The organism is Pseudomonas sp. G(2018), from assembly GCF_005502415.1.
Taxonomy (GTDB): domain Bacteria; phylum Pseudomonadota; class Gammaproteobacteria; order Pseudomonadales; family Pseudomonadaceae; genus Aquipseudomonas.
Genome location: NZ_SCOO01000032.1, coordinates 40392 through 64322 on the forward strand (window position 1 = coordinate 40392; position 23931 = coordinate 64322).

23 protein-coding genes are annotated in these 23931 nt (G+C 61.5%); 16 read left to right on the forward strand and 7 right to left on the reverse strand.

The features are described from left to right. Positions 1-28: 28 nt before the first annotated feature. The 3 genes from FFS64_RS24440 to FFS64_RS24450 all read right to left on the reverse strand — a co-directional run bounded on the left by FFS64_RS24440 (position 29) and on the right by FFS64_RS24450 (position 3546). Positions 29-1021, reverse strand: coding sequence for an AraC family transcriptional regulator (locus FFS64_RS24440; protein ID WP_137807467.1), 993 nt, complete (start codon positions 1019-1021; stop codon positions 29-31). 1 nt (position 1022) lies between these two features. Then, positions 1023-2036, reverse strand: coding sequence for an AraC family transcriptional regulator (locus tag FFS64_RS24445; protein WP_137807468.1), 1014 nt, complete (start codon positions 2034-2036; stop codon positions 1023-1025). A gap of 259 nt (positions 2037-2295) precedes the next feature. Further along, positions 2296-3546, reverse strand: a complete 1251-nt coding sequence (locus FFS64_RS24450; RefSeq protein ID WP_137807469.1) for an OprD family porin — start codon at positions 3544-3546, stop codon at positions 2296-2298. Positions 3547-3907: 361 nt separating this feature from the next. On the opposite strand from FFS64_RS24450, the gene antA reads away from it, so the two are divergent. The 15 genes from antA to FFS64_RS24525 all read left to right on the forward strand — a co-directional run bounded on the left by antA (position 3908) and on the right by FFS64_RS24525 (position 18064). Further along, positions 3908-5311, forward strand: coding sequence for an anthranilate 1,2-dioxygenase large subunit (gene antA / locus FFS64_RS24455; RefSeq protein WP_137807470.1), 1404 nt, complete (start codon positions 3908-3910; stop codon positions 5309-5311). Between the two features lie 2 nt (positions 5312-5313). Then, the gene (antB, locus tag FFS64_RS24460) at positions 5314-5805 is read left to right on the forward strand and encodes an anthranilate 1,2-dioxygenase small subunit (RefSeq protein WP_095196872.1); all 492 of its coding nucleotides are present in this window, start codon (positions 5314-5316) and stop codon (positions 5803-5805) included. Between the two features lie 19 nt (positions 5806-5824). Then, positions 5825-6847, forward strand: coding sequence for an anthranilate 1,2-dioxygenase electron transfer component AntC (gene antC, locus FFS64_RS24465; protein ID WP_137807471.1), 1023 nt, complete (start codon positions 5825-5827; stop codon positions 6845-6847). Positions 6848-6951: 104 nt separating this feature from the next. After that, positions 6952-8112 carry an ABC transporter substrate-binding protein gene (locus FFS64_RS24470; RefSeq protein WP_137807472.1) on the forward strand — a complete coding sequence of 387 codons (1161 nt, stop codon included), beginning with the start codon at positions 6952-6954 and terminating at the stop codon, positions 8110-8112. Between the two features lie 66 nt (positions 8113-8178). Beyond that, a complete protein-coding gene (locus FFS64_RS24475; protein WP_137807473.1) occupies positions 8179-9090 on the forward strand; it encodes a branched-chain amino acid ABC transporter permease in 912 nt (303 codons plus the stop codon). A 10-nt stretch (positions 9091-9100) separates the two neighbouring features. Continuing rightward, the gene (locus FFS64_RS24480) at positions 9101-10117 is read left to right on the forward strand and encodes a branched-chain amino acid ABC transporter permease (protein ID WP_137807474.1); all 1017 of its coding nucleotides are present in this window, start codon (positions 9101-9103) and stop codon (positions 10115-10117) included. Further along, positions 10114-10863 (forward strand): ABC transporter ATP-binding protein, encoded by a 750-nt coding sequence (locus FFS64_RS24485; RefSeq protein ID WP_137807475.1) that lies wholly within the window; start codon positions 10114-10116, stop codon positions 10861-10863. Before FFS64_RS24480 ends, FFS64_RS24485 begins: the two co-directional genes overlap by 4 nt. Then, positions 10856-11542, forward strand: a complete 687-nt coding sequence (locus FFS64_RS24490) for an ABC transporter ATP-binding protein (RefSeq protein ID WP_095196878.1) — start codon at positions 10856-10858, stop codon at positions 11540-11542. Before FFS64_RS24485 ends, FFS64_RS24490 begins: the two co-directional genes overlap by 8 nt. A gap of 6 nt (positions 11543-11548) precedes the next feature. Continuing rightward, the gene (locus FFS64_RS24495; protein WP_137807476.1) at positions 11549-12358 is read left to right on the forward strand and encodes an alpha/beta hydrolase; all 810 of its coding nucleotides are present in this window, start codon (positions 11549-11551) and stop codon (positions 12356-12358) included. 250 nt (positions 12359-12608) lie between these two features. Continuing rightward, complete coding sequence (locus FFS64_RS24500) at positions 12609-13553, forward strand: PDR/VanB family oxidoreductase (protein WP_137807477.1); 945 nt, start codon at positions 12609-12611, stop codon at positions 13551-13553. A 17-nt stretch (positions 13554-13570) separates the two neighbouring features. Further along, the gene (locus FFS64_RS24505) at positions 13571-14902 is read left to right on the forward strand and encodes an aromatic ring-hydroxylating dioxygenase subunit alpha (protein WP_137807478.1); all 1332 of its coding nucleotides are present in this window, start codon (positions 13571-13573) and stop codon (positions 14900-14902) included. Further along, the gene (locus FFS64_RS24510; protein WP_137807479.1) at positions 14892-15425 is read left to right on the forward strand and encodes an aromatic-ring-hydroxylating dioxygenase subunit beta; all 534 of its coding nucleotides are present in this window, start codon (positions 14892-14894) and stop codon (positions 15423-15425) included. Before FFS64_RS24505 ends, FFS64_RS24510 begins: the two co-directional genes overlap by 11 nt. Beyond that, a complete protein-coding gene (locus tag FFS64_RS24515; RefSeq protein WP_137807480.1) occupies positions 15425-16018 on the forward strand; it encodes a cysteine hydrolase family protein in 594 nt (197 codons plus the stop codon). The genes FFS64_RS24510 and FFS64_RS24515 overlap by 1 nt, the downstream gene beginning before the upstream one ends. After that, positions 16015-16803: an SDR family oxidoreductase gene (locus FFS64_RS24520; RefSeq protein ID WP_137807481.1), complete on the forward strand. Its 789-nt coding sequence runs from the start codon at positions 16015-16017 to the stop codon at positions 16801-16803. The genes FFS64_RS24515 and FFS64_RS24520 overlap by 4 nt, the downstream gene beginning before the upstream one ends. A 28-nt stretch (positions 16804-16831) precedes the next feature. Then, positions 16832-18064, forward strand: a complete 1233-nt coding sequence (locus tag FFS64_RS24525) for a dienelactone hydrolase family protein (RefSeq protein ID WP_137807482.1) — start codon at positions 16832-16834, stop codon at positions 18062-18064. Positions 18065-18131: 67 nt separating this feature from the next. Here the strand turns inward: FFS64_RS24525 and FFS64_RS24530 are convergent, their stop codons facing one another. After that, complete coding sequence (locus tag FFS64_RS24530) at positions 18132-19649, reverse strand: nucleobase:cation symporter-2 family protein (protein ID WP_137807483.1); 1518 nt, start codon at positions 19647-19649, stop codon at positions 18132-18134. Between the two features lie 310 nt (positions 19650-19959). On the opposite strand from FFS64_RS24530, the gene FFS64_RS24535 reads away from it, so the two are divergent. Then, on the forward strand, positions 19960-20286 hold the full coding sequence (locus FFS64_RS24535; RefSeq protein ID WP_137807484.1) for a BrnA antitoxin family protein: 327 nt from the start codon (positions 19960-19962) through the stop codon (positions 20284-20286). Positions 20287-20348: 62 nt separating this feature from the next. Here FFS64_RS24535 and FFS64_RS24540 read toward each other — a convergent pair whose 3' ends face one another. The 3 genes from FFS64_RS24540 to FFS64_RS24550 form a co-directional block, all read right to left on the reverse strand. Then, entirely contained in the window at positions 20349-21176 is an 828-nt protein-coding gene (locus FFS64_RS24540; protein WP_137807485.1) for an arylamine N-acetyltransferase, read from the reverse strand. A gap of 93 nt (positions 21177-21269) precedes the next feature. Beyond that, positions 21270-22064: an exodeoxyribonuclease III gene (locus tag FFS64_RS24545; protein WP_137807486.1), complete on the reverse strand. Its 795-nt coding sequence runs from the start codon at positions 22062-22064 to the stop codon at positions 21270-21272. A gap of 447 nt (positions 22065-22511) precedes the next feature. Continuing rightward, positions 22512-23918, reverse strand: coding sequence for a DUF1254 domain-containing protein (locus FFS64_RS24550; protein WP_137807487.1), 1407 nt, complete (start codon positions 23916-23918; stop codon positions 22512-22514). Positions 23919-23931 lie beyond the last annotated feature (13 nt).

Consider the following 23931-nt stretch of genomic DNA (forward strand, 5'->3'; position numbering starts at 1 on the left):
CGGGTTTTTTCGTTTTGGCGTTTCCTGCTCATACCTGAGACTTCACCGTCTGCCGGGGCAACTCTCCAAACCGCTGCCGATAGTAATTGGCAAACCGCCCCACATGCCCAAATCCGAATTCCAATGCCACCTCAGTCACGCTGGAGTGCGGCCGCGCCAGCAAGTACTCCCGGGCGGCTTCAAGCCGTAATCCACGCAAACGGTCCATCGGGCTTTGGCCGTATTCGCGCTGGCATAACGTGTTCAAGCTGCGAATGCTCACCCCGGCGGCAACCGCCAGTTCGGCCAGGGTGATGCCCTGGGCCAAGTGTTCGCGCATACAGGCGTCGATTTTTTGCAGTTGCCGGGTGGGTTGGCGCAAAGGCGGCTCTTGTTGCGCAACGCCACAATGGCTGAGCAGAAACAGCGGCAGACTTTGCTCCAGATGCTGCAACCAGCGCGAAGGCGCCGCGCTTGCCTCGCCGTCGGGCAAATGCTCCAGCAACTCGCTGACCAGACGAAACCAGCGCATGGCCAGCGGTCGTTGCAGACGGCTGACCGGCGCCAGCGTGAAGCCCGATGGCAAGTCATCGGCCAGAGCGCTCTGGCCGGCGTCGAGCAAGGTGCGTGGCAGTTTCAGGATCAGTTGCTCACAGCCCTCCTCCCATACCACTCGAGCTTGTTCACGCGGGGACAGAATCGCCACTTCTCCGGGGCTGACGCCATAGCCCATGCCGTCGGACTCAAGGGTGGCACTGCCGCGCAGTGGCATCTGTACCAGCACGAAATCTTCGAAAGGTTGCGGCCGGATTTCGACCTGGCCGCCATAACGCAACGCATAAAGCTCGCAGCTGGCGACCTGGCCGCGATAGAACGCCGTATCGACGCCGCCCCGTGGCCAATCCAATTCATGCTCCACCAGCGCTTGCCCCATCAGGCGCTGGGTTTCTTGCGCCGAGCGACTGGTGAAGACCGGCTCGCGGCACATCAGCGACAAATTCAGGCCCACGCTGTTGGCGGTGGCCGCCTGTAAGGTCGTCATCTCAAAGCGACCGGTTGCGACGGGCTTCGCTGCGCTGCAGGGTGGCACTGGGCGTTTCGTTGAACAGCTTGCGGTATTCGCTGGCGAACCGGCCCAAATGCGAGAACCCCCAACACATCGCGATCACGGAGATGTTGCGCACCGAGGCGTCTTCTAGGATTTCCTGGCGCACGGCGCCGAGGCGATACTTTTTCAGGTAAGCCATGGGCGAGACGCCAAAGTGCTTGCGAAAGCCTTCGAACAGTTTGAAGCGAGACACGCCTGCCGCCGCCTCGATGTCCTCCAGGTGCATGTCTTCGCGGGCGTTGCTTTCGATGAAGTCCTTGGCGCGCACCAGGTAGTACGGCAACTTGACGGCCAGTTGCTCACGCAATTCGGCGCTGTAGTTGTTGGGCTGGGAAAGGATAAGGCCCTTGATCAGCGCGCTTTCGATATCGCGGGTGAAGAACACCTGATTGAACAGGTCCTGGCCGCGCTCCAGCTCATCGATGTAGTAACGGGCCAGCCGCCACCAGGAGGCAGAGGCGCCGTTGACCGCGTCCATCACAGGTTCGAACTTCAGCGGCATTTCCAGCGGGCGTTGCAGCATGCCTTCGAGGGTCTGGCGCATGGCCATGCGGGTGATCACCACGGAGATCTTGTGACAGTCACCGGCCATCGTCAGCGCCTGGGTTTCATGGGGCGTCACGATCAGGCCCTGGTCCTGGTTGGAGTACAACCGGCGACCGTCCTTGAGCAGTTCCTGCTCGCCGCGGATCGGCAGGCTGAGGCTATAGCAATTGAGATGTTCGGCATCCTCGACGCCGATGGTCACGTCGGTGCCGTATTCCATCCGGCCCAGGGTCGTGGACATGGATTTGAACACATTGGCCTTATGGTGAAACTGAATCCGGTTCGGCTGGCGGGTCTGCAGTTCGTGCGGCCCGCAAATGCCGGCCATCCAGGCACGGGCACCGGCCAGGTCGTAGCGATCTATGCGGATATCTCGAAATTGGACAACATGTGGTTCGGTCATGTCAGTACACCCACGGCAATGAACATCGACACGCTCTTCGGCGCGTATTTTCATTGAGTTTGCAAGGGCTATGCCCAGCCGGTGCGAACAGGCGATATCCGCATTTTTCGGCTAGTAATCGGAAACTATCTGGATATCGAACGCGTTGCAGAGGGCTGAAGCGCACAGCAACGGTGCCGGCAATGGTCGACGCCCAGGGTAAAACGCTACCCAAGGCGTCACTTCAGCGCACAACCGCGTTCGTTTTCAGGGCGGGGCGTTACCAAAATTTCCAGGTGTAGGTGGTGATCAGGCGGTTCTCGACCCAGTCATTGCCGTGGCTGAACTTGGCGACGACATTGCCCGCCTCCACCCCCACGCCTTTGAGCGGGCCGCTTTGCACCACGTAAGACAGCACCAGGTTGCGCTCCTGCTCCGCCGCCTCGCTCAGGCTGTCGCCACGGTCCACCGAAGTGCCCTTGAAGTAACGCGTCATGAAATTCAGGCCCGGCACGCCGAGGGCGGCAAAGTCGTAGTCATAACGCAGTTGCCAGGATTTTTCGTTGGGCTTGATGAACGCCACCCGCGACCAGTTCACCAGAAACGGCTGCGGGACGTAACCGCCCAGGGTTGGGAAGTTGCTGTCGCCGAGCATGCGCTGGTACCCCACGCCGAAGCGATGCCCGCCCTTTTTCAGCGAGGTCATGGCGCCGTAGGAGCGGTTGTCGATGTCGCCGTAGAGGGCGTCACCGTCTTCGCTGTTGTTGAAGTAACGCAGGTCGGTCTTCAATACATAACCGTCGCCCAGGTCGGCCAGATGGGTGATACCCAGGTAGTGCTGCTGGTAGATGTCTTCCAGTTGTGCGTAGAAATAGGTCCCGGTCAGCGATGGGGTCAAGGCATAACTGGCACCGGCGAGGTTGAGGCCGTCACTGCCGTGCCGCACGCCGGAGCCGGTCTGCAGATACAGTTTTTCGTAGTTGGAGGAGTTACGCGCCCCGATCTGCGTCAGCCGCCCGGCGGTCAATGTCAGGCGATCGACTTCCTTGGATTCGAGCAAGGCACCGCGATAGGTCGTCACCAGTTGGCGCGAATCGTCAATGATCACCACCGGCAGAAACGGCCGCAGCTCACCGACCTTCAACTCGGTTTTCGAATAGCGCATTTTCAACGTCACACCGCCGCGACCGTATTCATCGGCCTGCTCCTGCCGGCTCTGGCTGTAAGGGATGATGGTGTCATCGCCGCGCCCGCCACCGCCGTCCAGTCGATAGGCATATTGCGCCTCTGCATCGAGGCCGAACTGCACCGGGCCCTCGGTATAGCCAGAGGCGAAACGCAGGTCAAAACCCTGAGTCCAACTGCCCACCCGCGAATGGGGCGGGTTGTTTTCCTTGTAATCCCGATCGATGTAAAAGTTGCGCGTACCCAGCGTCAGCTTGCTGTCATTGACCACATCCGCCTGTGCCAACAATGGTGTCAGCAAGCCCACTGTTTGAATTCCTCGAACTAACCACGCTTTATGCAACATATTATTTCTTCCCCCTGCCGCTTATATAGCAACGCATGAATAAAAGGCACTTCTGATACAAAACCCAAGGCCATGTGCAATGGCAGTTTCCAGTGACCTGCAGCGAGACACTCTGGTGGTGCTTCGATTGAAATTAAGCCGTAACAAGTTCATCAGCGGCTATCCCGTTACTGAACGACAAATAGCCATTTGCTCAGCCGCCGAGCGCAGCAAAAGCCCGTATTTAAGGGGATTCATCACCCGTAACCGCGGATCGGGGCTTATTTTCCGGATGGGTTTTCACTAATAAGCGGATAGACCCTGCCAGCCACCACGTCATTAAATGAAGCCATGAATTAGCCCATTGGCCGAGGACTGGGATATGACAACTGCACGAAGTGTCGAACAGTGGAAAAGTTATATAGAAAGTTGCCTGGACTTCCGTCCGCAAGACGGTGTTTATCGCATTGCCCGCGATATGTTTACCGACCCGGAACTGTTCGACCTGGAAATGGAACTGATTTTCGAGAAGAACTGGATCTACGCCTGCCACGAAAGCGAGATCGCCAATAACCACGACTTCATGACGATGCGTGCCGGGCGCCAGCCGCTGATCATCACCCGCGACGGTGAAGGTCGTCTCAATGCCCTGATCAACGCCTGCCAGCACCGCGGCACCACGCTCACCCGCGTCGGCAAGGGTAACCAGTCGACCTTCACCTGCCCCTTCCACGCCTGGTGCTACAAAAGCGACGGCCGTCTGGTGAAGGTCAAGGCGCCGGGGGAATACCCCGAAGGCTTCGACAAGGCCACCCGCGGCCTGAAAAAGGCCCGTATCGAAAGCTACAACGGCTTTGTGTTCGTCAGCCTCGACGTGGAAGGCACCGACACCCTGGAAGACTTCCTCGGTGACGCCAAGGTGTTCTTCGACATGATGGTGGCGCAGTCACCGACCGGTCAGCTCGAAGTGCTGCCGGGCAAGTCGGCCTACACCTACGACGGCAACTGGAAACTGCAGAACGAGAACGGCCTGGACGGTTATCACGTCAGCACCGTCCACTACAACTACGTCGCCACCGTGCAGCACCGCCAGCAGGTCAACGCCGAAAAAGGCCTGAGCGCCAGCGACACCCTGGACTACAGCAAGCTGGGCGCCGGCGACAAGGAAACCGACGACGGCTGGTTCGCTTTCCACAACGGCCACAGCGTGCTGTTCAGCGATATGCCCAACCCGGCCGTGCGCCCAGGCTACGCCAGCATCATGCCGCGCCTGGTCAAGGAGCATGGCCAGGGCAAGGCCGAATGGATGATGCACCGCCTGCGCAACCTGAACGTCTACCCGAGCATGTTTTTCCTCGACCAGATCAGCTCGCAACTGCGGATCATCCGCCCGCTGGCCTGGAACAAGACCGAGATCAACAGCTTCTGCCTGGGCGTGGTCGGCGAGTCGGATGCCGATCGGGAAAACCGTATTCGCCAGTTCGAAGACTTCTTCAACGTGTCCGGCATGGGCACCCCCGACGACCTGGTGGAGTTCCGTGAAGCCCAACGTGGTTTCCAGGCCCGCCTGGAACGCTGGAGTGACATTTCCCGCGGCGAAGGCAAGTGGGTCGAAGGCCCCACCCGCAACAGCGAAACCATTGGCATCGCCCCGGCGCTGACAGGCACCGAGTTCACCCATGAAGGCCTGTACGTCAACCAGCACGCCAACTGGCAGCGCTTTTTGCTCGAAGGCCTGGCGCGCAAGGCGGCCGAACAACAACCGTTGAAACTGCGTGAGGTGTGAACATGAATTCGCAACTGCAATACCGCGTCGAGCAATTTCTTTACCGCAACGCCGAGGCCTGCGATGCCCAGGACTGGGACACCTACCTGGCCATGTTCAGCGACGACAGTGAATTCCACCTGCCGCAATGGGATTCGGAGCACGTCTATACCACCGACCCGAAAAAAGGCATGTCGCTGATCTATTACCCCAACCGGGGTGGCCTGGAAGACCGCGTGTTCCGCATTCGCACCGGCAAGGCGGCGTCGACCATTCCGATGCCGCGCACCCTGCACCTGATCAGCAACGTGCGCATCGCGCCGCTGCAGGACGATGAGCTGGAGGTGCGCGTCAATTGGAACACCCTGTACTACCGCATGCAGACCGCCGAGCAATTCTTCGGCCGCGCCACCTACCGCCTGCGCCCCGACGGCGAGAGCTGGAAGATCGCCCGCAAACACGTGGTGCTGCTCAACGACACGATCAACTCCGTGCTCGATTTCTACCATCTTTGAACCCTGCGGATTAACGCTCATGACGTACAAGGTCGCCTTCAGTTTCGCCGACGGCAAAACACTCTTTTGCAACGTGCAGAACAATGAAATCCTGCTCGACGCGGCCCTGCGCAGCGGGATCAAGATTCCGTTGGACTGCCGCGAAGGAGTTTGCGCGACCTGCCAGGGCCGCTGTGAATCCGGGCAGTACACCCAGGACTACGTGGACGATGAAGCCCTGTCCGCCAGCGACCTGGCCGAGCGCAAGGTACTGACCTGCCAGACCCGCGTGCAGTCGGATGCCGCGTTCTACTTCGACTTCGACTCCAGCCTCTGCGGCAGCAGCGGCCCGAGCAGTCTGCAAGGCACCGTGAGCGAGGTGCGACAGGTCTCCCCGACCACCGCCATCGTGCACGTGGAAGTCGGTGCCGCAGGCGCGGCGCTGGACTACCTGCCAGGCCAGTACGCGCGCCTGCAAGTACCGGGCACCGAGCACCGCCGCTCGTATTCCTTTGCCTGCGCGCCAGGCAACAGCCACCTGCAGTTTCTCATTCGCCTGCTACCCAGCGGCGTGATGACCGACTACGTGCGCGATCGTTGCCAGGTCGGCGATGTGATCCACATGGAAGCGCCGCTGGGTGCCTTCTACTTGCGCCATATCGACCGCCCGCTGGTGATGGTGGCGGGCGGCACCGGGCTGTCGGCGTTCCTGGGCATGCTCGAGCAGATCGCCGAGCAGCACGGCTGCGGTCACCCGGTGCACCTGTACTACGGCGTACGCGAGGCCACGGACCTGTGCGAGGTCTCGCGCATCGAGGCCTATGCCGCACGAATCCCGGGGTTCCGTTTCACGCCCGTGGTCAGCAACCCCAACCCCGACTGGCCGGGCAAGACCGGCTACATCGCCGAACACCTGGAGTTGGCCGAACTGCGTGACCAACCGTTCGATCTGTACCTGTGCGGCCCGCCGCCGATGGTCGAGTCGATCAAGGACTGGCGCCAGCAGCACGGCCTGGATCAAAGCCGCCTTTACCTGGAGAAGTTCACCGAGAGCAACAGTTGACACAGCGCCCCATAACAACAATCAATCGGCCCGACCGAACACTGAATCACTGCCCTCATCGATATCCACCGTGCGTTGGCACGACCTACTTCATAGGCCGCCTCATGAAAAATCTGGTATTGCGTGCATGTCTGGCAACCTCCCTCTGCGCAGCGACTGCTGCCCAGGCCGTGGAGCCTGTCCGAATCGGCTTCATCACCACCCTCTCCACCCCCGCCGGCTACCTGGGCGAAGACTCGCGCGACGGCTTCCAGCTGGCGATCGATCAGGAAGGCGGCAAGCTCGGCGGCGTGCCGGTGCAACTCATCGTGGAAGATGATGGCCTGCAACCGGCCAAGGCCAAGCAGATCGCCGACCGCATGAGTCTGGACGGCATATCGCTGTACACCGGAGTGATTTTTTCCAACGTGCTGGCGGCCGTGATCAACACCGCGACCAAGGACGGTTTCTACGTCAGCAACAACACCGCGCCCTCGACCCTGGCCGGTGAAAAGTGCATGGCCAACTACTTCGTCGGCTCCTACCAGAACGACACCCCGCACGAGATGGCCGGTGTCGCCGCCAATGAGCTGGGCTACAAGAAGATGGTGATCCTGGCGCCCAACTATCAGGGCGGCCGTGACGCACTGGCCGGTTTCAAGCGCACCTTCAAGGGCGAAGTGACCGAGATCTACACCAAGCTCAACCAGCTCGACTTCTCGGTGGAACTGGCGCGCGTGCGCTCGCTGGCGCCGGATGCGATCTTCCAGTTTCACCCCGGTGGCGGCGGCATCAACTTCGCCAAGCAATACGGCGGTTCAGGACTGTCGGCGCACATCCCGATGGTGGTGCCGGTGTTCTCCATGGATGAGCGCATGCTCGCCGCTACCGGCGACGTGGCCAAGGGCACCAACATCGTCACCCTGTGGAACCCGCAATCGGACAACCCGGCCAACCAGGCCTTCGTCAAAGCCTTCACCGAGAAGTACAAGCGCGCCCCGACGGTGTATGCCGCCCAGACCTACGACACGGCACGCTTGATCGGCGCGGCACTGAAAACCTCCCAGGGCAATCTGCAAGACCAGGCGGCCTTCCGCGCGGCCATGAAGAACGTCAAGTTCGATTCCATTCGCGGTGACTTCAGCTTCGCCCAAAACCAGCACCCGGTGATCGACTGGTACCTGCTGCAAGTGCAGGCCGGCGCTGACGGCAAGCTGATCGAAGTGCCGATCAAAACCCTGGCGACCCGCCACGTCGACAGTTACGCCGCTCAATGCACGATCTGATCGGCACCTGAACCCCGTCCTCGCCCTGCAGCACCACTGCGGGGCGTTTTCATGAGGAACGCAGCAATGCTATTGCTCGAACAGATTCTCAACGGCCTGCAATACAGCGCCTTGCTGTTTCTGCTGGCCTCGGGCCTGACCCTGATTTTCGGCATCATGGGCGTGATCAACCTGGCCCATGGGGCCTTTTACATGGTCGGCGCTTTCTGTGCCGCCTACACCGCCATGGCCACTGGCTCGTTCTGGCTTGGCGGCCTGGCCGCGCTGATCGGTTCGGCCTGCTACGGCGCGTTGATCGAAACCTCGATCATGCGTCGACTCTACAATCGCGATCACCTGGATCAGGTGCTGGCGACCCTGGCCGTGGTGTTTTTCAGCAACGAATTGCTGACCCTGATTTTCGGCCGCAGCCCGCCGGCGATGCCCACGCCCGATTGGTATTCAAGCTTCGTCGAAGTGCTGCCGGGGCTGATGTACCCGGTCAGCCGGCTGCTGTTCATCGCCGCCGGGCTGATCGTGGCGGTCGGCATGTGGTTGCTGATCAACCACACGCGCCTGGGCATGCTGATTCGCGCCGGTGCCGACGACCATGAAATGGTCGGCGCACTGGGCGTCAACATCGCCCGGCTTTACACCCTGGTGTTCGTATTCGGCTGCGTGCTGTGCGGCCTGGCCGGTTTCATGGCGGCACCGTTGCTGTCGGTGGAAATCGGCATGGGCGAGAAGATCCTGATCACCACCTTCGTGGTCATCGTCGTTGGCGGTGTCGGCTCGGTGCGCGGGGCGCTGGTGGGAGCCTTGCTGATCGGCATGGTCGACAGCCTGGGGCGTGCCTACATTCCGCCGCTGCTCGACCAACTGCTGCCCAGCGAAACCAGCGGCACCCTGAGCGCCGGTCTGATTTCCGCCAGCGCCTACATCGTCATGGCCCTGGTGCTGCTGGTGCGTCCGCGCGGCCTGCTGCCGGCCCGTGCCTGAGGAGAACGCCATGTCACCACGCCTAATCATCGACCTTGCGTGCCTGGCGACCTTCGCCTGCATGCCGCTGCTGGCCCACTGGTTGCACGAACCTTACCTGGTCAGCTTCTTCACCCGCCTGGCCATCTATGGCATGGCGGCCATCAGTCTGGACCTGCTGATCGGCTATGGCGCCATGGTCAGCTTTGGCCATGCCGCGTTCTTCGGCCTGGGCGGCTATATCGTCGGCATCATTGCCTTTCACACCTCGCAAGGCATGCCGCTGTGGGGCTGGGACGGCAGCAACAGCGCGCTGGTGGTATGGCCCCTGGCCCTGCTGGTGTGCGCGCTGTTCTCGCTGCTGGTGGGTTATCTGTCGCTGCGCACCAGCGGCGTACAGTTCATCATGATCACCCTGGCGTTCGGCCAGATGCTCTACTTCGTGCTCGGCTCGCTGTCGCTATACGGCGGCGACGACGGCATTCTGCTGAGCGAACGCAACACCTTGGGCGCCCTGGATCTGAGTGATGCCAACCACTTCTACTACCTGTGCGTGGCCTTGCTGGCCGGCTGGTTGCTGCTGTGCCGGCGGCTGGTCAATTCGCGTTTCGGTTTTGTGTTGCGCGGGCTCAAGCAGAGCGAGCGGCGCAGCGTCAGCCTGGGCCTCAAGCCCTTGCGCTATCGCCTGACGGCGTTTGTGATCGCCGGCACTGGCGGTGGCCTGGCGGGCATTCTGTGGGCCAACTACGCGCTGTTCGTCAGCCCTGACATGGGCGCCTGGCACAAGTCCGGCGAACTGATGGCGATGGTGATTCTCGGCGGCGTAGGCACCTTGCTCGGCCCGCTGCTGGGCGCGGCCACCTATCTGGGCCTTGAACAGGTGCTGAGCCAGTGGACCGAGCACTGGATGCTGATTTTTGGGCCATTGCTGTTGCTGGTGGTGCTGTTCGGCAAGAAAGGCGTCTACGGATTGCTGCTGAGCCTGCTGCAGCGCAAACCGAAGGTGGGTGCTGTCAAACCCAACGCCGCCGTGGAGGTACGCCCATGAGCGCACAACTGTCGATTCGTGATTTGCACAAGGCTTTCGGTGCGGTGAAAGCCACCAACGGCGCCAGCCTTGAGCTGGCCAAGGGCGAACTGCACGCCATCATCGGCCCCAACGGCGCCGGCAAGTCCACCTTGATCGCCCAGATCGCCGGCGAGATTTTCCCCGACCAGGGCCAGATCCACCTCAATGGCCAGGACATCACCCGCGTGCCGGCCTGGCAGCGGCCACGCCTGGGCCTGGCGCGTGCGTTCCAGGTCAGCCAGCTGTACACCGAGTTCAGCCTGCTGGAGAACGTCGCCCTGGCCATCGCCGCCCGCGAAGGCAAGGCGTTCGGCATGTGGCGCCCGCTGGCCCGCGACACTCGCCTGCTGGAACCGGCGCTGGGCTACTTGCAGCAGGTGGGCCTGGGCCTTCGCGCACAAGACCCGGTCCACGAACTGTCCCACGGCGAACGGCGACAACTGGAGATTGCCCTGGCACTGGCTCAGGAAGCTTCAGTGCTGCTGCTCGATGAGCCGATGGCCGGGATGGGGGCCGATGAATCCGCGCGCATGACCGAATTGCTGCACAGCCTCAAGGGCCGCTACGCGATCCTGCTGGTGGAACATGACATGGACGCGGTATTCGCCCTCGCCGACCGCATCACGGTGCTGGTGTACGGCCAGACGGTTCTGACCGGCAGCGTCGAACAAGTGCGCAACGACCCGCAAGTGCGGGCCGCTTACCTGGGAGAAGAACATGCTTGACGTTCAAGGCTTGAAAGCGGGCTATGGCTTGAGCCAGGTGTTGTTTGACATGCACCTGAGCATCGAGCAGGGCCAGGTGGTGTCGTTGATCGGCCGTAACGGCATGGGCAAGACCACCACGGTCAAATCGATCATGGGGCTGCTCAAGCCCAGTGCCGGCAGCATCCGCATCAACGGCACGGAAATGCGCGGTGCCGCGCCCTATCGCATCGCCAAGGCCGGCCTGGGGTTGGTGCCGGAGGGGCGCCGCGCCTTCGGCACCTTGAGCGTGCGGGAAAACCTGCTGGCCACCGCCACGCGGGGCAAGTGGGACCTGGCGCGGGTCTATGAACTGTTCCCGCGCCTGCTGGAGCGCCAGGACCAGCTGTCACGCACCCTCTCGGGCGGCGAGCAACAGATGCTGGTGGTCGGCCGCGCACTGCTGACCAACCCCAGCCTGCTGATTCTCGACGAAGCCACCGAAGGGCTGGCGCCGATCATTCGCGAGCAGATCTGGAGCTGCCTGGCCACCCTCAAGGCCGAGGGTGAGACGATTCTGGTGATCGACAAGAACCTCAAGGAAATGGCGCGGGTGGTCGACCGTCATCACATCATCGAGAAAGGACGCCAGGTCTGGGATGGCACGCCGGTGGAGTTGGCGGCTCAACCCGAACTGTCGCAACGCTACCTGGGAGTGTGAGCCGCCATGGACCTCAATCAGGCTTACAACAACGTCGCAGCCGTCGGTAATTTTCCGCAGATCATGCAGCGTTTTCGCCAGCGCAGCGCCGAGACTTATGCAGGCCACGCCTGGCAGCGCGACGTGACTTATGGCAATGCCATGCGCGAGCGTTTCGACTGGTACGCCCAGGCGGATGCCGGGGCGCCGACGTTGCTGTTCATTCATGGCGGTTACTGGCAGGCCTCGGACAAGGACGACTACGCCTTTATCGCCGAGGGCCTGATCGAGTCCGGCTTCAATGTCGGTTTGCTGGAGTACACCCTGGCGCCCGAGGCGAGCATGGCCACCATCGTCGGCCAGATCGGCAAGGCACTGGACCATCTGCTGGCGCAGCGCGAAGCCTTGAACATCGGTCAACAGGTGGTGCTGTGCGGGCACTCGGCCGGTGGCCATCTGAGTGCACTGTATCGCCGGCATCCGCTGGTGAGCCTGGCCATGCCAATCAGCGGCCTCATGGAGCTCGAACCCATCAGCCGCTGCTGGCTGAACGACAAGCTGCGACTGAACGAAGAGGACATCCAGCGCTATAGCCCGCAAAGGCTGATCGGCGCGGGTGCACCGTTGCTGGTGACCGTGGGCGGGGATGAGTTGCCGGAGTTGATCCGCCACTCGCGCGACTACGCCAGTGCCTGTCGCGAGGCCGGGCAGGCCGTGAGCCTTGTCGAGCTTGCAGGGTGTCATCACTTTGCGGTGCTGGACGATCTGGCCAGGGCGGATGGCGAACAATTGCGTGCTTTGTTGGCGCTTCTGAAGGTGACGCGTTCAACCAGATAACGCGCGTTATCGTTAACGTCCATCGCGAGCGAGCTCGCTCCTACAGGCATTGCGCAGCCCTCTGTCGGAGCGAGCCTGCTCGCGAAAAAACGCCCGGACGCCGCGGTCATTCAGGCAGGCCGCGTTATCGAAGACGCCCATCGCGCCCGTCAATCACTCTCGCCAGATGTGGATACAGGTTTGCCGTTTGCGGCTTTTTTGACCCTCTCAGGCTTCATACAGTGACTACGAATTCAGACAGGAATTGCGTATGTCCAGCCTCTCGCTCAGGGTCCAACAGATTGACCCCCTGACCCCAAGAATCCGCCGCGTACTGTTGGTGTCCAGCGCCGCCCAGCCACTGCCGGGCTTCACCGCCGGGGCACATCTGGAGCTGCATGTGCCTGGCAGCCGCGCGCAACGCAGGGCCTATTCGCTGGTCAACCTGCCCGACGGTGAACACTACGAAATCGCCGTCCAGCTCGAAGAGGCGAGTACCGGTGGTTCGCGTTGGGTGCACTCGCTCAAGGTCGGCGACGAACTGCTGGCCGATGCGCCCCGCAACCACTTCCCACTGTGTGAAAACACCGAGCATGCGCTGCTGATCGCCGGCGGCATCGGCATCACGCCCATGCTAGGCATGGCCCGGTCGCTGCAAGCGGCGGGCAAGCCCTTCACCCTGCACTACGCCGGTCGCGATGAAGCACAGATGGCCTATCTGCCAGAGGCCCGCGCCTGCCAGGACAACCATTGCTGGATCAGCGGCGGCGACCCGCAAAAGCGCTTCCCCGCCGCCACGATCCTGGCCGCGCCAAGGCCCGGCCTGCACCTCTACATCTGCGGCCCGAGCGCCATGCTCAACAGTGTGTTGGCCAGCGCTCGCGAGCAGGGTTGGGCCGAGGATCACCTGCATTACGAACTGTTCAGCGGCGCCCTGGAAATGGCCAGCGATCAAGGCTTTGAAGTGCAGCTGCGCGTAACCGGCGTGAACCTGCAAGTGGCTGCCGGGCAAAGCGTGCTGGACGCCATGCTCCAGGCCGGCCTGGACCCGATGTTCGATTGCCGACGAGGTGACTGCGGCGTGTGCGTCGCCCAGGTCATCGACGGTCAACCCGATCACCGCGACATCTGCCTGTCGGAGCGCGACCGCGCCAGCGGCAGTTTCTGCACCTGTGTCTCCCGTGCCAGCAGCGCGCTGCTGGTGCTCGATCTGTGACAAGCCGAGGACTTCCCGTGATACCGACCAACGAGCAAATCGCTGCCTTGATCCGCGAGGACAGCGTACACAAGAGCGTCTACACCGACCCGACCCTGTTCAAGCTGGAGATGGAGCGCATCTACGGCAACGCCTGGATCTACGTCGGCCATGAAAGCCAGGTCAAACACCCCGGCGACTACCACACCACGCGCATCGGCGATCAGGACGTGATCATGGTGCGCGGCGCCAACCAGCAGGTCAGCGTGCTGTACAACCGCTGCCCGCACAAAGGCGCCAAACTGGTGGCCGACGGTGACGGCAGTGTCGGCAAATTCTTCCGCTGCCCGTACCACGCCTGGACCTTCAAACTCGACGGCCAGCATCTGTCGGCGCCGCTCAAGAGCGGTTTCGAAGGCACCTGCTACGATCCCAAGCACCCGGATTTCTCCATGGTCAGCGTCGCCCGCGTCGAGACTTATCGCGGCTTCGTGTTCGCCAGCCAGGCGGCGTTCGGACCGGACCTCAAAGCATTCCTGGGCGGTGTCATCACCTCCATCGACAACCTCTGCGACCGCTCGCCGGTCGGTGAAGTCGAAGTAGCCGGCGGCATCTTCCGCGTTCAGCAGCGCTCGAACTGGAAAGTCTTCTACGAGAACCTGCACGACACCATGCACGCCCGCGTGACCCACGAATCGTCGGTCGACGCCGCGCGTGACGAAGCACAGGCCATCGGCGAAATGCCCTTCGAGCTATTGATCATGGACGGCAATGGCGAGCCCTACGACTTCTGGGAAAAGCTCGAACTGCGCGCCTACCACAACGGCCACGGCTACATGGAGGCGATCTTCGACCCGAGCGCCGCCGAGCGCGACGAGGTCTCCCGCGCCCACTACGAATGCCTGAGCCAGGCCTACGGCGAGCAGCGCGCCAAGGAGATCCTGGGCATGAACCGCCACAACACGGTGATCTACGGCAGTGGCTCGCCGCACACGGTGTTCATGCAGTTCCGGGTGATCCGTCCGATCGCAGTGGACCAGACCATGGTCGAGATCCAGACCTTCCGCTGCAAGGGCGCTCCGGATGCGGTGTTCGACCGTGCGCTGACCTACGCCAACGTCATCAACTCGCCGTCCTCCAACGTGATGCCCGATGACGTCGAAGTCTATGCCCGCTGCCAGGAAGGCAACATGACCCGCGGTGGAGAGTGGATCAGCATGCATCGCTATGTCGGTACCGATAAGCCGCTGGAAGACGGCGCGGTGTCCACAAACGGCACCAGCGAACTGCCGATGCGCAACCAGTTCGCTGCCTGGAAACAGTTCATGACCGCCACCCTGATTGCCAAGGAGAGCACCCATGCTGCTTGACCGCCGAATCGACGTCGACACCCGCCAGTTGACCCCCGCCCATGTTCCCGTCGAGACCCTTCGCCAGATCGAACAGTTTCTTTATCAGGAGGCACGCCTGCTGGATGAGCGACGTTTCTGGGAATGGGACAAGCTATTCACCGACACCGGGATGTACTGGGTGCCACACAAGCACGAGCAAGCCAACCCGTTCGACCATATCTCGCTGTTCTGGGAAAACCGCATGCTGCGCGAGGTGCGGATCCGCCGGGTGGAGAACGCCCGCAACTGGTCGCAGCAACCGCGGACCCAAACCGCACACCTGGTCGGCAATGTGATGGTCGAGGGTCTCGACGCCCAGGGCCTGCTGGTGGTCAGCGCCAGCTTCCAGTACAGCGAGTGGCGCCTGGAACAACGCCAGCTCGCCGGCCGCTACACCTATAAATTGGCCCCTCGGCAAAGCGGTGGCTGGCAGATCCAGCTCAAGCGCGTGGACCTCATCAACTGCAACGATGTGTTCGCCAACCTTGAGGTATTCGTGTGATGAACGCGCCGGTGGTGATCGCCCTGCACTATCAGAACGACGTGTTGCACCCCGAAGGCAAGATTCGGGTCGGGCTGGGAACCGATGACAGCATGCGTGCCGAGCTGCTCGACGCTGCCGGCCGACTGCTCGCCGGGGCGCGCGCCAAGGGCTGGCCGATCGTCCACGTCCGCGTGGCATTCCGGGCGGACTACGCCGACCTGATCCAGAACGCGCCGATTCTGCGCAGCGTCGCCTCCATCGGCGCGGCTCAGGAAGGCAGTTGGGGCGCGGAGTTCCTCAGCGCCCTGGCCCCGCTGGACAACCGCCACGAGTTCGTCGTCACCCATAACCGGATCAATGCCTTCTATGGCTCACCGCTGGAAACCCTGGTGCGCCAGTTCAATCCTTCGCACCTGTTGATCGCAGGCGTAGCGACCCACTCGGTGGTGGAAAGTACGGTGCGCCATGCGGTGGATTGCGGTTTCGAGGTGACGGTGGCGGCCGATGCCTGCGCCAGCGCGGACAGCGGCGCGCATGCCGCCTCGCTGGCGAGCATGGCGCTGATCGCCCGTATCAGTCACGTCAACGAAGCACTGGAGGACTTGGCATGATGCTCGAAGGCAAAGTGGCGATTGTGACCGGCAGCACCCAGGGGCTGGGCCTGGACATCGCTCGGCAGCTGTTGGCCGAAGGGGCCCGTGTGATGCTGGTGGGGCGCAACGCCGACAGTGGGCAGGCCTTGGCGCGCGCATTGGATTGCGGGTTTTGTGTCTGCGACGTGGAGCGCGACGAAGACATCGACGCCTGCATCGCCGCCACGCTGGCCCGCTTCGGCAGGCTCGACATCCTGGTCAACAACGCCTGCCTGTACGCCGATCAGGGACTGGCCTCGGACCGCGCGCAGTGGCTCAAAACCTTGAACGTCAATCTGGTGTCGGCGGCGATCTTTACCCAGAAGGCCGCCGTGTACCTGCCCGGTGGCGGCGTAGTGATCAACATCGGCAGTACTGGCGGCAAATTCGGCGCGGCCGGGCGCGCACTCTATCCCGCTTCCAAAGCCGGCATTCTGCAACTGACGAAAAACCTGGCCATGACCCTGGCCCCGCAGCAAATCCGGGTACTGAGCGTATCCCCGGCCTGGACCTGGTCGCCCAACGTCGCCGAGTTCAGCGACAACGATCCGCAGCTGGCCGATCGGGTCGGCGCGCCCTTTCATCCACTGGGGCGCATCGGCCGGGGCCATGAGATCGGTAGCGTGGTGGCCTTTCTGTGCAGCGCCGGGGCCAGCTGGATGACCGGTGTCGATGTGCCGGTGGATGGCGGCTTTTCGATTCTCGGGCCCGACCGTGGCGTGTCGCCGCGCGTGTGGTTCCAACAACACCGTGACAGCCAATAAACCCTGACAACCGAATGAGGTAGATGACATGGGCAAGATGATTGAAATCCGGGCAACGGACAGCAGCGCCACGTTCAGCGGTTACCTGGCCCTGCCGGCCAGTGGCAAGGGCCCCGGGGTCGTGATCGGCCAGGAGATTTTCGGGATCAACGCCAATATGCGCGCGGTGGCCGATTTCTATGCCGAGGAAGGCTATGTGGCGCTGGTGCCGGATCTGTTCTGGCGCCTGCACCCGGGCATTGACCTGGGCTACACCGAAGCTGATTTTGCGGTCGCCATCGACCTGTTCCAGCGCCTGGACGTGGACAAGGCCGTCACCGACATCGACGCCAGCTTCACAGCCCTGCGGGCTCTGCCTGAAGTCGAAGGCTCGGGCCTGGGTTACGTCGGCTTCTGCATGGGTGGCAAGCTGGCCTGGCTGACCGCCACGCGCACCGATGTTGCCTGCGCCGTCGGCTACTACGGCATGGGCATCGAACACTTGCTGCACGAATCGGAAAACCTCAAGGGTCGCCTGGTCCTGCACTTCGCTGAAAACGATGGCTACTGCGACGCCAGCGCCCGCGCCCGGATCAGCGAGCACCTGGCCGGCAACGACAAAACCGAAATCTACGTATACCCGGGCGTCGACCACGCCTTCGCCCGGGCCGGGAGCCCACACTACGACAAGCCGGCCTCGCTGATGGCCCATGAACGCAGCATCGCCGCACTCAAGCGCGAGATCGGCCCCCACTTCAACCTGTCAGCCCTGTGGGAAGAACACATCCGTCACGAGTTCGACACCCGGGACGTACCCGCCACCATGGCGACCATGGTCGCCGAACCCTACGTCAACCATATTCCGACCATGACCGGCGGCGTTGGCGCCAGAGAGCTCAGCCGCTTCTACCAACACCATTTTGTCCACGGCAACCCGCCGGACATGAAGCTCATACCGATCTCACGCACCATCGGCGCCCTGCAGATCGTCGATGAATTCATCATGTGCTTCACCCACAGCACCGAAATCGACTGGATGCTGCCCAACGTGGCACCGACCGGTAAGTACGTCGAGATTCCGATGCTGGGTGTGATCAAGTTCCGCGGAGACAAGCTGTACCACGAGCATATCTACTGGGACCAGGCCAGTGTGCTGGTGCAGATTGGCTTGTTGAACCCCGAAGGGCTGCCGGTGGCGGGAGTGGAAACGGCAAGAAAATTGCTGGATGAACAACTGCCGTCCAATACGTTGATGGGGCGCTGGACGCAAAGCGCGCAATAGAGACCCCATCAATGCAAAAGGCCGATCTGTCACGCAACAGATCGGCCTTTTTGCATTCGATCAAACGTCAGACATGCTCGCTGCTTTTCGCATGCACCGCGCGTGGCTCGCCATGCCCGTGGTCCACCTCCACCACCGGAATTTCCTTGCCGTCGCAGTCATGCAGCTTGCCGTCGCTGAAGTAATCCCCTTCGCGCAACGCCGCCAGATCCTGATAGCGCAGGACCCGTTCGGTCCCTGCCGCAAACACCGACTGCTGGTCGGAGTTACCGGCCGTGAGGTGGTTGAAAGCCAGGTTCAACACAATCGCCATGATTGCCGAGGAGCTGATGCCCGAGTGGAAGATTGTGGCGAACCAGCTTGGGAAGTGGTCGTAGAAGTTCGGTGCCGCGATCGGGATCATGCCGAAGCCGATGGACGTGGCGACAATGATCAGGTTGACGTTGTTGCGGTAGTCGACCTTGGACAGGGTACGGATGCCACTAGCGGCCACGGTGCCGAACAGCACGATCCCGGCGCCGCCGAGAACGGAGGTCGGCACGGCGGCGATGACCCGCCCCATGAATGGCAACAGGCCGAGAATCACCAGGAACAGGCCGCCGGTAGCCACCACATATCGACTCTTGATGCCAGTTACCGCCACCAGCCCGACGTTCTGGGCGAAGGCGCTTTGGGTGAAGGAGCCGAAGATCGGCGCGATCATGCTCGACAACATGTCGGCACGCAGGCCGTTACCCAGGCGCTTGGAGTCGACCTTGGTGTCGATGATCTCACCGACCGCCAGGATGTCCGCCGAGGTTTCCACCAGGGTCACCATGACCACGATGCACATCGACAGAATGGCGGCGAAGTGGAAGGTCGGCATGCCGAAATGGAAGGGTGCGGGGAAACCGAACATCGGGCCCTGGGTCACGGACGAAAAGTCCGCCATACCAAGGAACACCGCGATGATCGTGCCGATGACCATCGCCAGCAGGATCGACAGCCGGGAGATGGTTGCGCTGCCGATTTTGCTCAAGAACAACACCAGCACCAGCGTCACCGCCGCCAGGCCGATGTTGGCCATGCTGCCGAATTCCGGCGCATGGCTGTTGCCGCCCATGGCCCAGCGTGCGGCCACGGGCATCAAGGTCAGGCCGATCGTGGTGATCACAATGCCCGTGACCAGCGGCGGGAAGAACTTGGTGATGCGCGAGAACACCGGCGTGATCAGCAACCCGATCAGGGACGCCGCAATCACCGCCCCCAGAATCGATTGAAACCCGCCCTCGCCCCCACTGCTGACAATCGCCACCATGGTCGCGACACCAGAGAACGACACGCCCTGCACCAGCGGCAACTGACAACCGAAAAACGGCAAGCCCAGGGTTTGCAGCAACGTGGCCAGCCCCCCCGCAAACAATGAAGCAGCAATCAACAAACCAATGTCCGCCGGCGACAGCCCGGCAGCCTGACCAATGATCAAAGGTACCGCGACGATGCCACCGTACATGGTCAGAACATGTTGCAGGCCGTAAGCCATATTCGCGCCGATCCCGAGGTTTTCGTCTTCGGGCCGTTGGTGTGAAACATGGGGCGTTTTCATGTTAGGGGGTTCCCTGGTTTTTGTTATGCGCACACTGTATGCAAGAGTCAGGACAAATGTCTATAGACTTGTATACAACTTGCCATTCAAATTATGAACGGTTGGTCATGCAGACTGTGTGCCACTGCCCATCAAATCTTGAAATACATCCTCCCGGGCATTCTCCTCCGCCCACTAGTCTTTTCAGTTCCTGTCGACCATCGGTCGTGGTCGCTCCCATCTATATACATATAAAGTATGCATAATGAAGCCATTCGAAGCGCGCCTCGCCAGCAACAGCGAGCGCCACCAGTATCTGGAGGCTTGACCGATGAAAGACGAGTACGACTTCAGCCATGCCAGGCGTGGGGCGGTTGCCTCCAGCAAAGGCAAGACCCGAATCACCATCATGCTCGATGATGTCGTTATCGAGGCCGCACGCACACTGGCCGAAAATGAGGGGTATGGCTATCAGACTGCAATCAACAACACCTTGCGTCGGGCCCTGCTGACCGAACAGGGCAAAGTTGCAGATTCCGGTGCTGCCGGGCACCTGAAAAAGGGGATCAAGACTTCCGAGCTGAAAAGTCTGGAGAAAAAACTTTCCGAAGCACTCAGGGAGCTTCAGCGCGTGATGGAGCCTGAAGCCAGGCCCTGACTTGATGCAAAAAGGGGCAGATTGAATCAATCAGCCCCTTTTTTGTGTGCACGATCAGGCTTTTATTGCACCTCGATCAAGCGCTCGAGCGTACGCATCAATGTCGCATTGACCGGTACCCGAATACCGAACTCGCTTTCCAGCAGGGCAACCAATTCCTGCACGCTGGCCACTTGCCGGCGCTCGCTGTCCTGACCCATTCGATGGATCACGAAACTGCCATTGTTGAGCGTACGCCGCCACCCTTCCCCGGTCCGCGCCACCATCAGTTGTCTGGTGAAGGATGATTCCGGATGGGTCGAGACATACCAGTTGCCGACGGTGTAATCGATGTCATCCTGGCGTTGCAGATCGAAGATGTACATCGCTCGCCACTCGTCCCCGACCTTGGCACGAAGGGTGTAGCCATCTACATGCTGCTCAATGCGATAGGGCTCGTGGGGAGTGGCCTGCTCAACCGAACTATCGAGCAATAATGGCGCGGTGGGCACCATGCCGCCGAAGCCGACGTCGGTGATGTAGCGCACGCCGTCGAGCGTCACCAGGCTCAGGCGATGGGTGCGGGCCGTCCATGCGCCTTCGGGCTGGCCCATGACCACGCGACCGCTGATGCCACGCGCGTCGAAACCCAACGCTTGAAGCAAGGCCAGGAACAGATGGTTGAGTTCGTAACAGTACCCACCGCGCCCTTCGTGCAGGACCTTGCGTTCTATCGAAGGCAAGTCGATCAGCACCGGCTCCCCCGATAGCGTGGTGAGGTTTTCAAACGGAAAAGCGCCGGTGTGACGCCATTGAAGCAGTCGCAAGGTCTCCAGGGTCGGCGCCGGGGGCGTCTCAAAACCCAGCCGTTGCAGGTACAGCGCAAGGTTCGTCAGGCGTGGTTCGCTCATCGTTCAGTCCTTTTGTCCGACACTGGGCGCTATGTATAAGGGATGAACCATCGCCGCCGACAATTGATTTAGCCAATCGCCCTACCGAAGAAATCAGCGGCGCTTGCGCGAGTCCAGTTGAATCCAGGCCGGCGCATGATCGCTGGCATGGGGTTCGTTGCGCACCCAGGCATCGACGCCAGCGTCCAGCAGGTAAGGCCTCAACGCCGGATTGAGCAGCAGATGATCAATGCGCAACCCGGAGTTCTTCTGCCAGTGCTGGCGAAAATAATCCCAGAAGGTGTAGAGCCGATCCTCCGGGTACAGATGTCGCAAGGAATCGGTCCAGCCCTGATCCAGAAGCCGCTGGTAACACGCACGACTTTCCGGTTGCAGCAAGGCGTCCTTGAGCCAGGAGCGCGGGTTATAGATGTCCAGATCGGTGGGCACCACGTTGTAGTCACCGGCCAGCACCACGGGATGTTCGCTGCTTTGCAGCGCCTGCGCGTAGCGGATCAGCCGCTCGAACCACGCCAGCTTGTAATCGAATTTCGGTCCGGGTTGCGGGTTGCCATTGGGCAGGTACAGACAACCCACCAGCACCCCATGAACGGCGGCTTCCAGGTACCGACTGTGAGTGTCGCCCTCATCGCCCGGCAACCCTCGTCGACTTTCCAGCGGCTGGGCATCCCGCGCCAGAATCGCCACCCCGTTCCACGACGCCTGGCCCTGCCATATCGCACCGTAGCCGACGGCTTCAAGCTCGGCGGCGGGAAAGGCGCTGTCCACCGACTTGAGTTCCTGCAAACAGGCGATATCCGGCCGCTCGCGCTCAAGCCAGGCCAGCAGGTTTGGTAATCGGGCACGCATGCCGTTGACGTTGAAGGTCGCGATCCGCAATTTTTTCATGGCCGCCGTTCCAGTTGGCTGGGTCTGCAGATTGTGACCTCGATGCCTGTCGGTGGTTGCGTCAGCCGTCGCCTGTACGGCGTAATAGACGTCCAATGTCTGCCGAGAAAACCCTGGATGATGGACACCACCCTGCAAGGCAGCCGAATCACCCTGCGCCCGCAAGCTCTGCCGGGTGGCGTTCGCCCTCATGAAAAATCAGAGCGAATACCAGCCAAATTTAAAGCTGCAGGATTCCCCTGCAACATAGAATCTCCCACTGGGTGATCGGCAGACCAGGAATTTTTTCGACCCACACCATTCCAACCAGCGGCCCGGTCATGCCCCCTGACAACACGCCCTCCTCCCCCTCCGGCGGTAATGCCGGTGACGGCGGCGGGACGGGCAGCTGAACGCGCAAAGGCAGCCGATGGTGGTAACTCATCGGCTGCTTCTATAGCGCCGTACCTACAACTGCTTGACCGGCGGCGGGTTCCACTTGCCGTTCAACGCCTCAGCCTTCGGCCCGTACAGGCGCATGGTCAGGTTGAACGGTCCTTTGGGGGCCGGCAGCCAGTTGGCTTCAAGCTCCTTGCCGGGACTTTCATTCTGGAAATAGAGGTCCAGCGACCCATCGGCGTTGCTCTTGAACGGCATCCAGCTGCTGACCGCAAATCGGTTTAGTTCATTGCCGACTTGAAAGCCTTCGGGGTCGTACAGCGTGATCGACCAAAACGCGTTCACCGGTGGCGCCTCACCCTTGGGGAAATGCAGCACATACTTGTTCGCACCATCGAGGGCCTTGCCGTTTTCATCGCCCATGTTCAACGGATAGATCGCATCCTCGGGCAGGTTGGCGCCAAGCCCTACCTGGGCAACGATTGCGCGCTTGAGATAGTAGTTGCCATACACGCCCATGGTATCGGTGTTCATCGACCAACCATTGACCACCCGTGCCAGGGTTTCCACTTTCCATTTCATCAGTGCCTGCGCCTCTTGCGGCACGGTTTGCAGCGCTGCCTTGATGTCAGGATCCAGGGCATCCAGGTCGAACGGCTTGCCGGGTTCGATGCCGATCCGCTTGACCTGCGCCAGCATCGGTTGGTCGGTGCTGTGGGCCGGATGCACTTTGAGCAATTCGGCGGCATACGCGAAGTACCGGGCTGCTGACAGCGAGTCGACCTGGATTTTCGGCGGGGTCTTCATGTCCACGGCCGAGTCGATCTTGACGCTGACCGGTTCCTCGCTTTTGCCCAGTCGTGACAGCGGTGTCACGGTGTAGCCCGCCTGAATCTTGTGCACCGCCGCGTAGTCCGCTGCGCCGTCAGTCTTGGTGCGACCGATGACCCAGACAAAAGGCGTCGGCGCCGGCAGATGATTCAACCCGGCAGGTACCGTACCGGTCCAGCCCGGCGGCGTGACCAGAAACTGCGCGGCGTCGGTACCGGTGGTGCGCCAGCCGGGCGAGGCGAAGACGTCGCTCCACATGTCGAGCATGGGCAGCAGATAGAAACGTCCGGCGGTGTCCGGCGCCGCGATCACCAGCGGCTCCTTGGTCAAGTCGAGCCAGGCAATGGAATACAAGGTGTCGAAATTCGCACGCACCACGCCTTTGAAATCTGCCGGCGGATACTGCGGCACGCTGACAAACATGTTCATCGGACCTTTACCGAACTCCTTGCCCGGTTCGATGTTGGTGAACTGTTTGCGCGTGATGTCCATGGTCAGCAGCGGATAGAAATAAACGTAGGCTTCCACGCCAATGGCGTGAGCTTCCTCGGGTGTGACTTTCGATTGCGCGTGACTGACCAGTGGAAAGATAGCGCAGGCTGCAAGGGTGAGAGCAACGGCTGTCAATGCTTGGGTTATCAACATGTTGGCGATCGTC

What these genes read in the sequence shown, in the direction of transcription:
- FFS64_RS24440 (WP_137807467.1), bottom strand. Translation starts at nt 1,021, where the DNA reads ATGACGACCTTACAGGCGGCCACCGCCAACAGCGTGGGCCTGAATTTG.
- FFS64_RS24445 (WP_137807468.1), bottom strand. Translation starts at nt 2,036, where the DNA reads ATGACCGAACCACATGTTGTCCAATTTCGAGATATCCGCATAGATCGC.
- FFS64_RS24450 (WP_137807469.1), bottom strand. Translation starts at nt 3,546, where the DNA reads ATGTTGCATAAAGCGTGGTTAGTTCGAGGAATTCAAACAGTGGGCTTG.
- antA (WP_137807470.1), top strand. Translation starts at nt 3,908, where the DNA reads ATGACAACTGCACGAAGTGTCGAACAGTGGAAAAGTTATATAGAAAGT.
- antB (WP_095196872.1), top strand. Translation starts at nt 5,314, where the DNA reads ATGAATTCGCAACTGCAATACCGCGTCGAGCAATTTCTTTACCGCAAC.
- antC (WP_137807471.1), top strand. Translation starts at nt 5,825, where the DNA reads ATGACGTACAAGGTCGCCTTCAGTTTCGCCGACGGCAAAACACTCTTT.
- FFS64_RS24470 (WP_137807472.1), top strand. Translation starts at nt 6,952, where the DNA reads ATGAAAAATCTGGTATTGCGTGCATGTCTGGCAACCTCCCTCTGCGCA.
- FFS64_RS24475 (WP_137807473.1), top strand. Translation starts at nt 8,179, where the DNA reads ATGCTATTGCTCGAACAGATTCTCAACGGCCTGCAATACAGCGCCTTG.
- FFS64_RS24480 (WP_137807474.1), top strand. Translation starts at nt 9,101, where the DNA reads ATGTCACCACGCCTAATCATCGACCTTGCGTGCCTGGCGACCTTCGCC.
- FFS64_RS24485 (WP_137807475.1), top strand. Translation starts at nt 10,114, where the DNA reads ATGAGCGCACAACTGTCGATTCGTGATTTGCACAAGGCTTTCGGTGCG.
- FFS64_RS24490 (WP_095196878.1), top strand. Translation starts at nt 10,856, where the DNA reads ATGCTTGACGTTCAAGGCTTGAAAGCGGGCTATGGCTTGAGCCAGGTG.
- FFS64_RS24495 (WP_137807476.1), top strand. Translation starts at nt 11,549, where the DNA reads ATGGACCTCAATCAGGCTTACAACAACGTCGCAGCCGTCGGTAATTTT.
- FFS64_RS24500 (WP_137807477.1), top strand. Translation starts at nt 12,609, where the DNA reads ATGTCCAGCCTCTCGCTCAGGGTCCAACAGATTGACCCCCTGACCCCA.
- FFS64_RS24510 (WP_137807479.1), top strand. Translation starts at nt 14,892, where the DNA reads ATGCTGCTTGACCGCCGAATCGACGTCGACACCCGCCAGTTGACCCCC.
- FFS64_RS24515 (WP_137807480.1), top strand. Translation starts at nt 15,425, where the DNA reads ATGAACGCGCCGGTGGTGATCGCCCTGCACTATCAGAACGACGTGTTG.
- FFS64_RS24520 (WP_137807481.1), top strand. Translation starts at nt 16,015, where the DNA reads ATGATGCTCGAAGGCAAAGTGGCGATTGTGACCGGCAGCACCCAGGGG.
- FFS64_RS24525 (WP_137807482.1), top strand. Translation starts at nt 16,832, where the DNA reads ATGGGCAAGATGATTGAAATCCGGGCAACGGACAGCAGCGCCACGTTC.
- FFS64_RS24530 (WP_137807483.1), bottom strand. Translation starts at nt 19,649, where the DNA reads ATGAAAACGCCCCATGTTTCACACCAACGGCCCGAAGACGAAAACCTC.
- FFS64_RS24535 (WP_137807484.1), top strand. Translation starts at nt 19,960, where the DNA reads ATGAAAGACGAGTACGACTTCAGCCATGCCAGGCGTGGGGCGGTTGCC.
- FFS64_RS24540 (WP_137807485.1), bottom strand. Translation starts at nt 21,176, where the DNA reads ATGAGCGAACCACGCCTGACGAACCTTGCGCTGTACCTGCAACGGCTG.
- FFS64_RS24545 (WP_137807486.1), bottom strand. Translation starts at nt 22,064, where the DNA reads ATGAAAAAATTGCGGATCGCGACCTTCAACGTCAACGGCATGCGTGCC.
- FFS64_RS24550 (WP_137807487.1), bottom strand. Translation starts at nt 23,918, where the DNA reads ATGTTGATAACCCAAGCATTGACAGCCGTTGCTCTCACCCTTGCAGCC.